Annotated in this window: 14 protein-coding genes; 4 read left to right on the top strand and 10 right to left on the bottom strand. The window is 65.9% G+C overall.

Features of this window, described 5'->3' with window-relative positions; translation table 11 throughout:
- Position 1 precedes the first annotated feature (1 nt).
- Complete coding sequence (locus tag FFS62_RS11625; protein ID WP_137972973.1) at positions 2–571, top strand: thioesterase family protein; 570 nt, start codon at positions 2–4, stop codon at positions 569–571.
- On the opposite strand, the gene pdxB is transcribed toward FFS62_RS11625, so the two are convergent.
- Positions 568–1698, bottom strand: coding sequence for a 4-phosphoerythronate dehydrogenase PdxB (gene pdxB / locus FFS62_RS11620; protein ID WP_137972972.1), 1131 nt, complete (start codon positions 1696–1698; stop codon positions 568–570). The genes FFS62_RS11625 and pdxB overlap by 4 nt on opposite strands.
- A 125-nt stretch (positions 1699–1823) precedes the next feature.
- On the opposite strand from pdxB, the gene FFS62_RS11615 reads away from it, so the two are divergent.
- Positions 1824–3230: an MATE family efflux transporter gene (locus FFS62_RS11615; RefSeq protein WP_137972971.1), complete on the top strand. Its 1407-nt coding sequence runs from the start codon at positions 1824–1826 to the stop codon at positions 3228–3230.
- On the opposite strand, the gene FFS62_RS11610 is transcribed toward FFS62_RS11615, so the two are convergent.
- Positions 3188–3640 carry a gamma-glutamylcyclotransferase family protein gene (locus tag FFS62_RS11610; RefSeq protein ID WP_137972970.1) on the bottom strand — a complete coding sequence of 151 codons (453 nt, stop codon included), beginning with the start codon at positions 3638–3640 and terminating at the stop codon, positions 3188–3190. The two genes, FFS62_RS11615 and FFS62_RS11610, sit on opposite strands and share 43 nt — an antisense overlap.
- A gap of 34 nt (positions 3641–3674) precedes the next feature.
- Positions 3675–3914, bottom strand: coding sequence for a sulfurtransferase TusA (tusA, locus tag FFS62_RS11605; protein WP_137972969.1), 240 nt, complete (start codon positions 3912–3914; stop codon positions 3675–3677).
- Between the two features lie 71 nt (positions 3915–3985).
- Between tusA and FFS62_RS11600 the strand changes: the two genes are divergently transcribed.
- Positions 3986–4165, top strand: coding sequence for a hypothetical protein (locus tag FFS62_RS11600; RefSeq protein ID WP_137972968.1), 180 nt, complete (start codon positions 3986–3988; stop codon positions 4163–4165).
- Here FFS62_RS11600 and rlmM read toward each other — a convergent pair.
- Positions 4140–5189, bottom strand: coding sequence for a 23S rRNA (cytidine(2498)-2'-O)-methyltransferase RlmM (gene rlmM, locus FFS62_RS11595; RefSeq protein WP_137972967.1), 1050 nt, complete (start codon positions 5187–5189; stop codon positions 4140–4142). The two genes, FFS62_RS11600 and rlmM, sit on opposite strands and share 26 nt — an antisense overlap.
- A gap of 130 nt (positions 5190–5319) precedes the next feature.
- On the opposite strand from rlmM, the gene acnA reads away from it, so the two are divergent.
- On the top strand, positions 5320–8061 hold the full coding sequence (gene acnA, locus FFS62_RS11590) for an aconitate hydratase AcnA (protein WP_137972966.1): 2742 nt from the start codon (positions 5320–5322) through the stop codon (positions 8059–8061).
- Positions 8062–8174: 113 nt separating this feature from the next.
- Here the strand turns inward: acnA and FFS62_RS11585 are convergent, their stop codons facing one another.
- The 6 genes from FFS62_RS11585 to FFS62_RS11560 form a co-directional block, all read right to left on the bottom strand.
- Positions 8175–9617: a mannose-1-phosphate guanylyltransferase/mannose-6-phosphate isomerase gene (locus tag FFS62_RS11585; RefSeq protein ID WP_137972965.1), complete on the bottom strand. Its 1443-nt coding sequence runs from the start codon at positions 9615–9617 to the stop codon at positions 8175–8177.
- Positions 9618–9696: 79 nt separating this feature from the next.
- Positions 9697–10806 carry a mannuronate-specific alginate lyase gene (locus tag FFS62_RS11580; protein ID WP_218569286.1) on the bottom strand — a complete coding sequence of 370 codons (1110 nt, stop codon included), beginning with the start codon at positions 10804–10806 and terminating at the stop codon, positions 9697–9699.
- 9 nt (positions 10807–10815) lie between these two features.
- Positions 10816–11463, bottom strand: coding sequence for an alginate O-acetyltransferase AlgF (locus FFS62_RS11575; RefSeq protein WP_137972964.1), 648 nt, complete (start codon positions 11461–11463; stop codon positions 10816–10818).
- Between the two features lie 17 nt (positions 11464–11480).
- Positions 11481–12635, bottom strand: a complete 1155-nt coding sequence (locus FFS62_RS11570; protein ID WP_137972963.1) for an alginate O-acetyltransferase — start codon at positions 12633–12635, stop codon at positions 11481–11483.
- 12 nt (positions 12636–12647) lie between these two features.
- Complete coding sequence (locus tag FFS62_RS11565) at positions 12648–14144, bottom strand: MBOAT family protein (protein ID WP_137972962.1); 1497 nt, start codon at positions 14142–14144, stop codon at positions 12648–12650.
- A 43-nt stretch (positions 14145–14187) separates the two neighbouring features.
- Complete coding sequence (locus FFS62_RS11560; protein ID WP_171016313.1) at positions 14188–15546, bottom strand: alginate biosynthesis protein AlgX; 1359 nt, start codon at positions 15544–15546, stop codon at positions 14188–14190.
- Positions 15547–15602 lie beyond the last annotated feature (56 nt).

The raw sequence follows: 15602 nt of genomic DNA, 5'->3' as shown, positions 1-15602 counted from the left end.
CATGAACCTGTGGTTCCGCCTGATCCGCATGCTGCTGACCTTCCGCTGGCGCCCGCGCGTGCACCCGCTGGGCACCAGCGTGCTGCACATGCGCGTGCAGCCCAACGACCTGGACTTCAACGGCCACGTCAACAACGGCCGCTACCTGACCCTGGCCGACGTGGCGCGCATGGATTTCGTGCTGCGCACCGGCGCCGCGCGGGTGGCCTGGCGGCACAGGGCGCTGCCGATAGTGGGCGACGCCACGGCCAAGTTCCGGCGCGACCTCAAGCCCTTCGAGCGCTTCGAGGTGCATAGCCGGGTGCTGGGCTGGGAAGGCAAGTGGACCTTTATCGAGCACCGCTTCGTGCGCCACGGCCGGGTGCTCGGCCTGGTGCTGATCCGCGGCCTGTTCAAGGCGCCGGGCGGCACCCTGGACCCGCGCGAGTTCGCCGTCGAGCTGGGACAGAGTCCCGATTCACCGGCGCTGCCCGCCTGGGTGTTGGAATGGCACCGCAGCTGCGACAGCCTGAGCCAGCACCTGCGCGAGGAAGAGCACGACGTGGCGCTGCCGGAAGCGGCCCGAGCCTAGAGCAGCGTGCAGCCCAGCGCGCCGACCAGCGCCGCCAGGTGCGGCGCATCGCCCTCCAGACGCACCTGCAGGCCGTCGATCTCGCGGCGATAGGGATAGTGTTTGCGCAAGGCGTCGAAGGCCGCCTTGCGCTGTGCCGCATCACCGACCAGCGAGCGGCGGAAATCGGCATCGTCGCGGCGCGGGTCGTATACCGCGCGACACAGGCTGGCCAGCGCCCAGTCGATGCCGGCTTCCTCGTGCAGGCCCAGCTCGGCGAGCCAGGGTGGCGGCAGCAGATCGCTCAGTTGTACCCGCTCCGGCAGGCCCATTGCCTTGCAGTAAGCCTGGTAGATCTGCGCCGTGCCGCGCAGCTTGCCGTCCAGGCTGTAGCCGGCGATGTGCGGCGTGGCGATCTGGCACAGCGCGGCCAGCTTAGGGTCGGCCAGCGGCTCGCCTTCCCAAACGTCCAGCGCCACGCGCAAATCGGCGCCGCCCTGCAGGTGGGCCTTGAGCGCCGCGTTGTCCACCACCGGGCCGCGGCTGGCGTTGATCAGCCAGGCGCCAGGCTTGAGCGCGCGCAGCTGCTCTGCTGCAATCAGGTGGCGGGTGCCGGCATCCAGCGGCGTGTGCAGGCTGACCACATCGCACTCGCGCAGGATGCTTCCCAGCTCGACGAAGTCACCGCCCTCGGCGGCCTGGCGCGGCGGGTCGCAGACCCGCACATCCCAGCCCAGCCCGCGCAGCACCTCGACCAGGCGCCCGCCAACCTGGCCGGCACCGACCACGCCGTAGGTCAGCTCGGGCAGCTTGGCGCCGGTGCTTTCCGCCAGCGCCAGCAGGCAACCGAGCACGTAGTCCACCACGCCGCGGGCGTTGCAGCCGGGGGCGCTGGACCAGGCGATGCCGGCCTCGGCGAAGTAGTCCAGGTCCAGATGGTCGGTGCCGATGGTGCAGGTGCCGACGAAGCGCACCTTGCTGCCTTCCAGCAAGGCGCGGTCGACTCTGGTCACCGAGCGCACCAGCAGCACTTCGGCGTCGCCCAGCGCGGCGCGGTCGATGGCCCGGCCGGGATGGCGGCTGATCGGGCCGAAGGCGGCGAAGAACTCGTCGAGCAGCGGAATGTTTTCGTCGGCGACTATCTGCATGGGGCACTCCATTCACGAGCGCTCATTCTAGGCGCAGAGCGGCGCGCCGGGTAAGCCGCGCTTTCCTGACCCTCCAGACAGGGCTAGACTAGCGCGCCTCCCTGCTCCATCCCGCCGGACCCTCCATGCACACCCTCTCCCGCTCCGCCCGCACCCTGGCCGAAATCCGTGCCCTGCTGGCGTTGGCCACGCCGATCATCATCGCCCAGCTGGCGCATACCTCGATGGGCTTCGTCGACGCGGTGATGGCCGGCCGGGTCAGCGCGCGGGACCTGGCGGCGGTGGCCCTGGGCAACTCGCTGTGGGTACCGGTATTTCTGCTGATGAACGGCACCCTGCTGGCCACCACGGCCAAGGTGGCGCAGCGCTATGGCGCCGGCAAGCAGGAGGAGATCGGCCCGCTGGTGCGTCAGGCCTTGTGGCTGGCGCTGGCGGTGGGCCTGGGCTGCGCCACCCTGCTGTGGAACGCCGAACCGCTGCTGCACCTGATGGGCGTGGATGCCGAGCTCAGCGCCATGGCCATGGGTTATCTGCGCGGCATCGCCTGCGGCTTCCCGGCGGTGGCCCTGTACCACGTGCTGCGCTGCTGCAGCGACGGCATCGGCCATACCCGGCCGAGCATGTTCATCGGCATCGGCGGGCTGCTGCTGAACATCCCGCTCAACTACATCCTGATCTACGGCCACCTCGGCTTCCCGGCCATGGGCGGCGTCGGCTGCGGCTGGGCCAGCGGCGCGGTGATGTGGTGCATGCTGCTGGGCATGCTGTGGTGGGTGAACCATGCGCCGTACTACCAGCCGAGCCAGCTGTTCAAGCACTTCGAATGGCCGCAGTGGGCGGTGATCCGCCGCCTGCTCAGCATCGGCGTACCGATCGGCGTGGCGATCTTCGCCGAATCCAGCATCTTCTCGGTGATCGCCCTGCTGATCGGCGGCCTCGGCGCCACCGTGGTGGCCGGCCATCAGATCGCCCTGAACTTCAGCTCGATGATCTTCATGATCCCCTACTCGCTGGCCATGGCCGCCACGGTACGCGTCGGCCAGTCCCTGGGCCGTGGTACGCCGCGTGATGCGCGCTTCTCCGCCGGCGTGGCGATGGGCACGGCGCTGGCCTATGCCTGCCTGTCGGCGACCCTGGTCCTGCTGCTGCGCGAGCAGATCGCCGCCATCTACAGCCCGGACCCGATGGTGATTGCCATGGCCGCCACCCTGCTGGTGTACTCGGCGCTGTTCCAGTTCTCCGACGCCGTGCAGGTCACCGCCGCCGGCGCCCTGCGCGGTTACCAGGACACCCGCGCGACCATGCTGATCACCCTGTTCGCCTACTGGGGCATCGGCCTGCCGGTGGGTTATGCGCTGGGGCTGTCGGACTGGCTGGGCCAGCCATCCGGGCCCAGCGGCCTGTGGCAGGGGCTGGTGGTGGGGCTGACCTGCGCCGCCGTGCTGCTCGGCATCCGCCTGGCGCGCAGCGCGCGCCGGCGCATCCACGCTCAGTCGGCGAGCGCGACGGTGGCGGCCAGCGCCGCCCAGTAGTCGGCGGACAGCAGCTCGCGGCCGGCCAGCAGATGGGCCAGGTAGCCGCTGCTGGGCGCCAGCCCTTCGCTGCGCCAGGCCGGGTTGGCGATGTAGATCCAGGCGGAGATGGCGCCGTGTTCGGTCTCGATGCGCATGCGTTCGCGGCTGTAGTAGATCGGCGTGCCTTCGAACACATCCAGCTTGAGAATCTCGCGCTCGTCGGCCAGGCGATAGAGCACGCCTTCCACCACGCCGCCGGCCTGGTGGCGGATATTGGCGTAGGCGCGACCCGGGTTGTCGTGGGCGCGCTTGTTGAAGCTCAGGGCATAGCCCGGCAACCGCGCCGCCATCATCTCCTCGACGACCAGGCCGCGCGCCTGCATGCGCGCGGGATTCATGTTGGAGCCGTAGGCGAAGTAGTAAGGCATGTCGGAACTCTGGCCGCAGGCAGCGGCAGCGGGGTCAATCGAGCTTTTTGCGAATCCAGTACTGATAGGTGCCGCCGTCCTCGCCCTGCTCCAGCAGTTCGTGGCCGAGGAACATGCAGAACTTGGGGATATCGCGCTTGGTCGAGGGGTCGGTGGCCAGCACCTTGAGCAGGCCGCCGGCCGGCAGGTCGCGCACCTTGTTGTGCAGCATCATCACCGGTTCCGGGCAGTTGAGGCCGCAGGCGTCGAGAATGGCGTCGGGTTGCAGGGACATGGGCTACTCCGAAAAACTGGCGGCTATTGTGGCGTAAAGGTGGCAACGCGCCCAGCGCGGGAGGCCGAACGGTGGACGAGCAGCACGACTGGTGCGTGAAGCGCCTGGACGACAACGGCAACGAGTTCGTCGTCGCCACCGACTTGAGCCGCGCCGAGGCCGATCGCTTGGCTCGGGAGTACCAGGCCAAGGGCCACAAGCAGAGCTACTGGGCCTGCCGCCAGGCTACAGACGACGCAGGTGGCAGGTGACTTCCTCGCGGTCGTGGTAGAGCTGCTTGCAGGCGATGGAAACCTTCAGTCGGCGCGCGGCGAAGGCATCCTCCAGGCGCTGCAGCAGCTTGCATACCTCGGCGTAGCGCTGCTTCATCGGCAGCTTGAGGTTGACCACCGCCTCGCGGCAGTGCCCTCCGCCGATCCACTCCTCGACCATCGCCGTGGTGCGCGCCGGTTTCTCGACGATGTCGCAGACCATCCAGTCCACCGGCTGCTTGGGCTTCCAGGTAAAGCCGTCGACCATCAGGTGGGTGACCAAGCCGGTGTCCATCAGGCTCTCGGCCATGGGGCCGTTGTCGATGGCGGTGACCAGCATGCCGCGCTTGACCAGCTGGTAGGTCCAGCCGCCCGGCGCCGCGCCGAGGTCGACGCCGGTCATCTCGTCCGACAGGCGGGTTTCCCACTGCTCGCGCGGGATAAAGGTGTGCCAGGCCTCCTCCAGCTTGAGGGTCGAGCGGCTCGGCGCCTCGCGCGGGAATTTCAGGCGCGGGATGCCCATGGGCCAGAGCGCCTGGTTATTGGCCTCGGCGATGCCGAGGAACACCTCGCGGCCGCTCTTGAAGGTCAGCAGCAGGCGCGGCTTGCTCGGCTCGTCGACCAGCTTGCCGGCCTTTTCCAGCGCCTTGCGCAGCGGGCCTTCGAACTTCTTGCAGAAGTTCGACAGCTCCTTGCCCTCGTTGGTATCGAAGACTTCCAGCCACAGGCTGCCGCACGCCGGATAGTCGGCCAGCGCGTGCAGCAGCACGCTGATACGGTCGGTCTCCGGCAGTTGCAGGTAGCTGCCGCGCGCCCACTGGCGCGGGAAGATCAGCCTGCTGAAGCGCAGCGCGCGCATCAGGCGCGCGGCGCCCTGGGGCTCGCTGCAGACGAATTCGGCATGGGCGCTGCTGGGCTTGGACTTGGCGTAGCCGGCCACCTCCAGGCGCGCGGCGTGGTCGCTGATCTCGGCGCAGACCTCGCCCTCGAAGCCGGGGCGGCAGTGCAGTAGTAGGGTGTTCATCGGCGGTTCTCCTCAGGCCGCGCATGATAGCGGACTCGGGAACCCCAGGCGCGCCCGACCGGTCCAGTGCAGTGGCAGGAGCTGACCTGACGGTCTAGTTTCAGATGTTCAACCGAGCAGGAGTCCCACCATGCCTTCCCTGGATAGCCTGAATTGCCGACGTGACCTGCAGGTAGGCGCCAAGACCTACCGCTACTACAGCCTGCCGGAGGCCGCCAAGCGCCTCGGCGACATTCAACGCCTGCCCATGTCGCTCAAGGTGCTGCTGGAGAACCTGCTGCGCTTCGAGGACAACGTCACCGTCAGCCCCCGCGATATCCAGGCCATGGTCGACTGGCTCGCCCAGCGCCGCTCCGATCACGAGATCCAGTACCGCCCCGCGCGGGTGCTGATGCAGGACTTCACCGGCGTGCCGGCGGTGGTCGACCTGGCCGCCATGCGCGCGGCCATGGCCGCCGCCGGTGGCAATCCACAGAAGATCAATCCGCTGTCGCCGGTGGACCTGGTGATCGACCACTCGGTGATGGTCGACAAGTACGCCTCGCCTACCGCCTTCGGCCAGAACGTCGACATCGAGATGCAGCGCAACGGCGAGCGCTACGCCTTCCTGCGCTGGGGCCAGAACGCCTTCGCCAACTTCAGCGTGGTGCCGCCGGGCACCGGCATCTGCCACCAGGTCAATCTGGAATACCTGGCCCGCACCGTGTGGACCAAGGACGAGGACGGCGCCACCTACGCCTTCCCCGACACCCTGGTGGGCACCGACTCGCACACCACCATGATCAACGGCCTCGGCGTGCTCGGCTGGGGCGTGGGCGGCATCGAGGCCGAGGCGGCCATGCTCGGCCAGCCGGTGTCGATGCTGATACCCGAGGTGATCGGCTTCAAGCTCAGCGGCAAGCTGCGCGAAGGCATCACCGCCACCGACCTGGTGCTGACCGTCACCCAGATGCTGCGCAAGAAGGGCGTGGTCGGCAAGTTCGTTGAATTCTACGGCGACGGCCTGGCTGACCTGCCCCTGGCGGACCGCGCCACCATCGCCAACATGGCCCCGGAATACGGCGCCACCTGCGGCTTCTTCCCGGTGGACGACATCACCCTCGGCTATCTGCGCCTTTCCGGCCGGCCTGAGGAGGTGGTGCAGCTGGTCGAGGCCTACGCCAAGACCCAGGGCCTGTGGCGCCTGCCCGGCCACGAGCCGCTGTTCAGCGACAGCCTGGCGCTCGACCTGGGCAGCGTCGAGGCCAGCCTGGCCGGGCCCAAGCGCCCGCAGGACCGGGTTGCGCTGCCAGACGTGCCGGCGGCCTTCGAGGACTTCCTCGGCGTGCAGCTGAAACCGCCGGCCAAGGAGGAAGGCCGCCTGCTCAGCGAGGGTGGTGGCGGCGTGGCGGTGGGTAATGCAGACCAGGTCGGCGAAGTCGACTATGCCGACCAGGGCCAGACCTACCGGCTGAAGACCGGCGCGGTGGTGATCGCCGCCATCACCTCCTGCACCAACACCTCCAACCCCAGCGTGATGATGGCCGCCGGCCTGGTGGCGAAGAAGGCGGTGGAGAAAGGCCTGAGCCGCCGGCCCTGGGTGAAGAGCTCGCTGGCGCCCGGCTCCAAGGTGGTCACCGAGTACTTCAAGGCCGCCGGCCTGACGCCCTACCTCGACCAGTTGGGCTTCGATCTGGTCGGCTACGGCTGCACCACCTGCATCGGCAACTCCGGCCCGCTGCTGGAGCCGATCGAGCAGGCGATCCAGCAGGCCGACCTGACGGTGGCCTCGGTGCTGTCCGGCAACCGCAACTTCGAGGGCCGCGTGCACCCGCTGGTCAAGGCCAACTGGCTGGCCTCGCCGCCGCTGGTCGTGGCCTACGCCCTGGCCGGTAACGTGCGCATCGACCTCAGCCGCGAACCGCTGGGCAACGGCAAGGATGGCCAGCCGGTGTACCTGCGCGACATCTGGCCGAGCCAGCGGGAGATCGCCGACGCCATCGCCAAGGTCGACACCGCCATGTTCCGCAAGGAGTACGCCGAGGTGTTCGCCGGCGACGCCCAGTGGCAGGCCATCGCCGTACCGCAGGCGGCCACCTACGAGTGGCAGGCCGACTCCACCTACATCCAGCACCCGCCGTTCTTCCAGGACATCGCCGGCGACCCGCCGCATGTGGGCGACATCCATGGCGCGCGCATCCTCGCCCTGCTCGGCGACTCGGTGACCACCGACCACATCTCCCCCGCCGGCAACATCAAGAAGGACAGCCCCGCCGGACGCTACCTGAGCGAGCACGGCGTGGCGCCGGTGGACTTCAACTCCTACGGCTCGCGGCGCGGTAACCACGAGGTGATGATGCGTGGCACCTTCGCCAATATCCGCATCCGCAACGAGATGCTCGGCGGTGAGGAAGGCGGCAACACCCTGCACCTGCCCGGCGGCGAGAAGCTGGCGATCTACGACGCGGCCATGCGCTACCAGGCCGAGGGCGTGCCGCTGGTGATCTTCGCCGGCAAGGAGTACGGCACCGGCTCATCCCGCGACTGGGCGGCCAAGGGCACCAACCTGCTCGGGGTGAAGGCGGTGATCGCCGAGAGTTTCGAGCGCATCCACCGCTCCAACCTGGTCGGCATGGGCGTGCTGCCACTGCAGTTCAAGGCTGGCCAGGATCGCAAGAGCCTGGGCCTGAGCGGACGCGAGAAGGTCAGCATTGGCGGCCTCGATGGCGTCGAGCTACGCCCGCAGCTGACCCTGGCCCTGGATATCCAGCGCGAGGATGGCAGCCATCAGGAAGTCGAGGTGCTGTGCCGCATCGACACGCAGAACGAGGTGGAGTACTTCAAGGCCGGCGGCATTCTGCATTACGTGCTGCGCCAGCTGCTGAAGACGTGAGGTTGGTGGCGGGCTGTTGGTGGGCTGCCCGCTTCGCGGGCGAGGCCACCCTACGATAGACCGAAACGAAAAAGGGGCGGCCAAACGGCCGCCCCTTTGATTTTCAAGCGGATCTAACCGACCGTTTCCGTCTTGACCGGAGTGCGACCGTAGACGTCTTCCAGGCGCTCGATATCGTCTTCGCCGAGATAGCTGCCCGACTGCACCTCGATGATCTCCAGCGGGATCTTGCCGGGGTTGGCCAGGCGGTGCACCGAGGCGATCGGGATGTAGGTGGACTGGTTCTCGGTGAGCAGGAACACCTTGTCGTCACAGGTCACCTGGGCCGTACCGGACACCACGATCCAGTGCTCGGCGCGGTGGTGGTGCATCTGCAACGACAGCTGCGCGCCCGGCTTGACGGTGATGTGCTTGACCTGGTGGCGGTTGCCGTTGTCCACCGAGTCGTAGCTGCCCCACGGGCGATACACTGCGCAGTGGCTCTGGGTCTCCTGGCGGTTCTGCGAATCCAGCACGTTGACCAGTTTCTTGACGTCCTGCACGGCGTTCTTGTGGGCGATCATCACCGCGTCCTTGGTCTCGACCACCACCACGTCGTCCATGCCGATCAGGGTCACCAGCTTGGAGGTGCTGTGCACGAAGCTGTTGTGGCTGCTGTGGGTGACCACATCGCCCTTGAGCACGTTGCCGTCGCTGTCCTTCTCGTGCACGTCCCACAGCGAGGACCAGCTGCCCACGTCGTTCCAGCCGGCGGCCAGGGGTACCACACAGGCACGGCTGGTCTTCTCCATCACCGCGTAGTCGATGGAGTTGTCCGGGCAGCACTCGAAGGTGCCGGCATCGATGGTCACCACGCCGGCGTTGACCTTGCTGCGTTCCAGGGCCAGTACGCAGGTGTCGTAGATGTCCGGCTCGTGGGCCCGCAGCTCGTCCAGGTAACGGCTGGCGCGGAACAGGAACATGCCGCTGTTCCAGTAGTAGCCGCCGCTGCGCACGAACTCGGCGGCACGCACCGCGTCGGGTTTCTCGACGAACTGCATGACCCGGTAGGCGCCCGGGATCAGATCGTCGCCGTCTTCGCTGCGACCCGCCTTGATATAGCCGAAGCCGGTTTCCGGGCTGTTGGCGGGAATGCCGAACAGCACCATCTCGCCTTCCTCGGCGGCGATGCGCGCCAGCTCCAGGGCCTTGCGCAGCGCCAGCTCGTCGCTGATCACGTGGTCGGCCGGGAGGATCAGCATCAGCTCGTCACGCCCTTCGGCGATCAGCTGCAGGGCGGCCATGGCCACCGCCGGCGCGGTATTGCGGCCGAATGGCTCGAGCAGCATGCCCTGGGTGCTCACGCCGATCTTGCCGAGCTGCTCGTTGACGATGAAACGGTGCTCGAGGTTGCACACCACCATCGGTTTCTGCATGCCGTCGAAACTCAGGCGCTGCAGGGTTTGCTGGAACAGGGAAAGCTCGCCGGTCAGGGCGAGGAACTGCTTGGGGTACATCTTGCGGGACAAGGGCCAAAGGCGTGAACCGCTACCACCAGAAAGAATTACCGGAATCATTGGTTTGTCTCCATTTATATCCATTCAAATCTGAGCCATCCCGCGCCGGACCGGTGTGGGGTGAACGTCAGGACTAACCTCAAGGCAGTTGCCCGGAAAATAGCTGGGTGAGGTCCCCGCCGAGCCGATAAGTGCTCAGCGGCTCTATGGAACGACGCCACGCGTTCGTGCTCTCCGAGCACGAATACAGCGCGCAGTACGGTTCCAGCCAGGCGAAGCGGTTATTGCTCCGCAGATCCTCCAATGTCTGCGGATAACCGGTTTTCTCTTGAAATATTCCTGGATCCTGCAAGCCCGCCTGCATGCGCAGCGCCAGACGCTGAAGGGCTCCATCGTTTTCCTGGCGCAGATCCAAGTTATTGGCCTGAGAGAAGGCCGCAATCATCATCAGCGGGCCCATGCTGTAGTTGTGGTAAGCCAGCGCACGGGTCTGACGGGACAGCTCCAACGGCAGGTAGCCGTCGTCATCCACTTGCCGCATGCCATGTCGATACTGCTCAACGGCCCAATCGAAGAGATCGCGCCGGTCGAGGACCACTGCGGTGGCCATCACTGACCAGGCGGCCCAGTACTGGTGGTTGTTGCGCCGATCCATGGGCTGGGCATCCCAGTCCTTCACCACCTGATCGGCCAACTGGCCTAGCCACTTCTCGATGGACGCAGACTGCTCGGCGTAGCCCTTGAGCGGCTGAGAGCGGGAAAACTGCAAGCGCAGGTAGGCACCGGAAATGCTTCCCAGCGCCCATTTGCGAACCGACTTGCCGGTATGGTTGTAGTTCTCGCTAAGCAACGCCCCGGCTTCCGCCCAGCTGTCCAGCCAGGTGACGGCGCACTCGGCATAGGCCTGCTGGCCGCTGTCGAAGTAGCGCTCGACCAGGCGATTGGTGCCGCCCTCGAGCTCGCGCACGTCATCGGTCAGGCGCTCATAGCTGGCGGCCGCCATGGGGTTGAGCTTGTCGCGGGCCGCATCGGAGCCGCTGTACTTGCTCGGGAAGTGCAGGTCACCGGTATAGGGAGTGGGCACAGGCGGGCAACTGGGCTCCTTGCCCCTCGGCGCCGCGGCACTTTTGAAGTAACCCTCCGGCGGCACCAGCGCCGCCTTGCTGTCCCAGAAGCAGCCGCTCGCTAGCAGCGTCGCCAAAGCCAGCGCACCACGCAATGCCATCGTCGTCAGCCGAACCACACTCATGCCAGGGCCTCAGTCGATCTTCACGGGGCGCTTGACCCACACCGGGGACAGGTTGCCGGCACTACCGGTGACGTACAGGCTGACCACCTCGCCTCGCTCGACTACCAGCGGGCTGAGGTCGCTGACCTTCTGCTCGCCAGCGAACAGCGCCAGGCGCACCTTGACCGGATTGATCTCGCGATCGCCGCGTGCCTTGCCGGCCACGGCCGGGATCACCTCGGTCTTGCCGTCGGCGGTCTTCAGGCTGACCGGGGTATCGGAGAGGTTCTGAATGCGCACCAGGGCCTTCTGGCGGTTCTTGAAGGCCGGGTCCTCGACCAGCTTCAGCTCGCCGCTGGGCAGCTGCACCAGGGTGTAGTACTGGTCGGCCTTGAGCTCCACCGGCAGGCTCTTGCCGGAGGCGCTGGCGCTGTAGCTGCCGGCGGGCAGGAAGGAGAAATCGCTGCTGCCGCGCGGCTCCACTTCCTTGATGTTGACCGTGCCCAGGCTCAGGTCCAGTTCCGAGGAGCCGGCGTTGTAGGCACGCACGAAAGCCGAGCCGGCCGGTGCTGTCGGGCCGTACAGGCCAGCCTCGTCGGCCTGGACGCTGCCGATGGCGGCGGTGAGGCTCAGACCCAGTCCCAGGGCCAGTGTGCGAATGGAGGTATGCATGGTCATCTTCCTTTTTGAAGTAGTCATTGAGCCGCCAGCGGTTTGGCGGTGCCTTTCATGGCCAGGCGCTCGGCCGAGTCCGGACCGGCCCGGAGTTGGGCCAGCCACTGCGCGTCGAACTCGGTGAGGTCACTCGGCATCGTCAGATAGCGTTCCGGAACTTCCCACAGCACCAGCTTGAGGCCGCGGGTTTCTTCCTCGCCCTTGGCCAGCAGGCGCAGCATCGGCACCAGCGGGCCGTGGCCGTTCTCGGCGTAGTTGTAGATGTCTGCACCCAGCGCCTGGCGCAGCGCGCCGGGGAAGTTCCACTTGGGATTGGCGCTGTAGCTGGTGCCGACCAGTGCAACTTCCGGCGCGCTGTCGCCGAACAGGTCGCCACCGCCCTCGCCGCCCTGCAACTCGGTCTGGCGCTGTTCCAGTTTCTCGCTGGGCGGCTGCATGTCGGCGAAGTACGGATCCAGCGGCAGGTAGCTGAGCAGATCGCCCTTGTGCGACTCGCTGCCGGTGACCTGGGTCGCGTAGCTGGCACCGCCACCCTGCCAGGTGCTGGCCTGGCGCAGGTGCTCGGCCACTGCCTGGGCGACCACGGCGGCGCCGTGCGGAGTCCAATGGGTGTCGGTGCGCAGGAACACGGCGCCCTGCTGCTTGCCGCTCTGCAACGCGGCGAACAGATCCGGCCCACGCAGGCCGAGGCTATTCATGCGCTGCAGGGACTGGGTGTAGAGCTCCTGCTGCTGGGCCACCGGACGCTTGTCGGCGAAGTACTCGGAGTACAGGCGCGCCTTGGCCGGCAGCAGTACCAGCTGCAGCTCGATGCCACGGCGCTGCAGTTCCGCCTGCACGCCGGCGATCAGCTGCCAGTTGTCGTCCAGCTGCTTGGGGTTCTTCGACGGCTTGAATTCCTCGTCGGTGAACAGCCAGCCTTCACGGCCGACCACCACGCCCAGCCGGCCCTCGCCAAACAGGCCGTACTCCAGGGCGGCCCAGGCGTTGGTGCCGAACTCCTTGACCGGGAAGCCCTTGTCGTAGTGCTTCTCGATGGCGTGGGCCAGCTTGCCGTTGAGTACGGGGGTCTCGCTGGCCGTGGAGAAGCTGAACAGGTTCGGCAGCGAAGCCAGCGACAGCCCCGCCAGCAGGGCTACGAAGATGAAGCTGTAGAGGATGTTGATGGTGCGCATGTCGGCTCCTCCTCAGAACTGGAAGTACAGGAAGGGTGAAAAGCTTTGCGCCGACAGCTTCAGGATCGAGGCGGCAAACAGCAGCAGGATCAGGGTGCGGCCCAGCAACACCGCGTAGGCCGGCGTGGCTGCCACGGCGCCACCGGCGGTACCGGCGGCCAGCGGTGCAGCACCGCTGGCATCCGCCGCCTCGGCCTTGGGTGCACGCGAGGCCAGCGGATTGGCGTAGAACTGGCGGATGCCGAACCAGGCGATCACCCCGTAGGCCAGCAGCAGCGTGCCGATCTGCAGGCTGGTCAGCTGGGACACGGTCAGCTCCGACAGGCGCCACTCGGAGAAGTCGAACATGGCGGCGTACATGCGCCAGGCCACGTCGAGGTTCTCGGCGCGGAAGATCACCCAGCCCAGTACCACCAGGAGGAAGGTGAAGGCCCACTTCAGCGGGTTGAGAGTGCGCGGCGCGGCGTCCACGCCCAGAGCACGCTCGATGGCTAGCCACATGCCGTGCCAGGCGCCCCAGATCACGTAGGTGAAGTTGGCGCCGTGCCACAGGCCGCCCAGCAACATGGTCAGGAACAGGTTGCGGTAGGTCTGGAAGGTGGTGCCGCGGTTGCCGCCCAGGCTGATGTACAGGTAGTCGCGCAGCCAAGTGGACAGGCTGATGTGCCAGCGCCGCCAAAACTCGGTGATCGACTGACTGATATAGGGCTGGTTGAAGTTCTCCATGAAACGGAAGCCCATCATCAGGCCCAGGCCGATGGCCATGCTGCTGTAGCCGGCAAAGTCGAAGTACAGCTGCGCGGTGTAGGCGAAGGCGCCGAGCCAGGCGTCACCGGTGGTGGGGTTGTCCAGGGCGAAGCAGTGGTCGGCGATGGGCGCCACGCTGTCGGCGATGAACACCTTCATGATGAAGCCCTGCATAAAGCGCGTGCAGCCTTCGGCGAACTTGTCCACCGTGTGGGTACGGTGGTTGAACTGGTCCACCAGGTCGCGGAAACGCAGCACCGGGCCGGCGATCAGGTGCGGGAAGATCGCCACGAAGGCGGCGAAGTCGATCAGGTTGTGGGTGGCCGGGGTATCGCCGCGGTACACATCGATGATGTAGCTGATCGACTCGAACACGTAGAACGAGATGCCGATCGGCAGCAGGATGTGGGTCAGCACGAAGGGGTCCATGCCGAACGAGCTGACCACCATGTTGAAGCTCTCGACCCCGAAGTTGGCGTACTTGAAGTAGCCGAGCACGCACAGGTCGACCACCACGCCGAGGATCAGCCACTTCTGTGCCGTCTTGGTACGCACTCCAGCCGCACCGATACGCAGGCCAATCCAGTAGTTGAACACGGTGACGGCAGCGAACAGCGCGAGGAAGTCGATGCGCCACCAGGCGTAGAAGATGTAGCTGGCAATCAGCAGCAGCAGATTGCGATAGCGATTCCCGCTCAGGTAGTACAGGCCGAGGAAGATCGGCAAGAACAGGAACAGGAACACGTTGGACGAAAAGACCATTTTATCCTCCTTGTGACCTGCGCCAGCGGCGCAGGCCTATAGCTCAATCGGCCTGAGCCTGCATCTGGCCGGGTTGGCGCGGACAGACATTCACTTCTGCCTGGAGCCCTTTGGGCATATCCGCAGGCATGTCCAAGTCGAATGACAGCAGCGTCTGCCCTGCTCCTTCCGCATCGTCCCGCAGGTTGAAAACGAAGCGCCCGTCGCCTTCTACTTCACGAGTACGCTCGATCTTCAGCTGCTCCTTCGAGCCGCTCATGTACCAGACGGTACCTTTGAGCAACTTGACGCCTTGCTGGTTGAACTGGACGTCTGCCAGATAGCGCTCGCTGCGAATGGGCAGCACGCCGGCATTCACCAGGATTTCATTGCGTCCCGGTTGCAGCGTCACCTTCTTGCTCAGCGTGGTTGACTTGTCCCGGCAGCCGTCAGCCAGCATCGGCATGATCTGCCGATAGAAGATCGGCATGGAAATGTCGTAGTAGCTGGTGATTTCCCAGATCAGGATCTTCGGCGGTCGCTCCTGGAAGTCCTGACTGCCGAGATACTGCAGCATGGCACTGTGGAACCCGCCGCCGCTCACCGAGCGGTTGTCGATATCGACGGCCGCCTGCTCCTTGAGGAAGCCGGAGAAGTTGTACTGCGGCGTACTGAAGCTGGTGCCGGCCAGAATCACTTGCGGCAGCTCTTCGTCACCGAACAGGTCGCTCGCCTCGTCCTTGGGCTCGGTGATGAAGCGGGTCACGTACTGGTTTTCATAGCTGTAGCCACAGACCTTATGAAACGCCTGGTTGAGTGAGCCGATCTTGTAGCCCAGGCCATCCGGGCGACTGACGAACTCCTTGCGCGGGACGCTCTTGAATACCTCCGAACGGCGCAGTTCTTCGGCGACCAGCTTGGCTGCGAACTCGGCACCGTAGGGTGTCCAGTGGTGGTCGCGCTTGTAGAAGAAGGGTTTGTCCGCTTCGCCATGTTCTTCCAGCATGGGCGTCAGGTCCGGGACGAGAATGCCCAGCGAACGCATCTTCTCGACAACCTTGTGGTAGTTGTTCTCGGCCAGATCGAACTCGAACATCTGGCGCGTCTCGGGGCTCAGCTTGTCGGCGTTGGCCATGCCCCGGGTCGGGATATAGACAATCATCAACTGAGTGCCCATGGCCTTGAGCCGGTCGCTCAACTGCTGCAGGTGGGCATAGCCTTCCGGCGTGGTGCCCATCTGGGTCATCAGGTCGGTCTTGGTACGGAACAGCCAGTCATCCTTACCTTGCACCAACTTGCTGAAATCGCTCATATCGCCGGTGTAGGTGGCGTCGTCGAGGGCCTGCGGGCAGATTTCGCAGCACTTCTCGATGGCATATTGCGGTGCTGTCTGTTCGGCAAAGGCGGATTGAATCGCCAACATTCCGAGTGCCGCACCAATAGCTGTCTGACTAATAAAAAACTTACGATTCATTTGAT

It is taken from the genome of Pseudomonas sp. F(2018) (assembly GCF_005508865.1).
Taxonomy (GTDB): Bacteria; Pseudomonadota; Gammaproteobacteria; order Pseudomonadales; family Pseudomonadaceae; genus Aquipseudomonas.
Note: the sequence above shows the minus strand (reverse complement) of the source record. Positions and strands in the feature narration are given on the sequence as shown.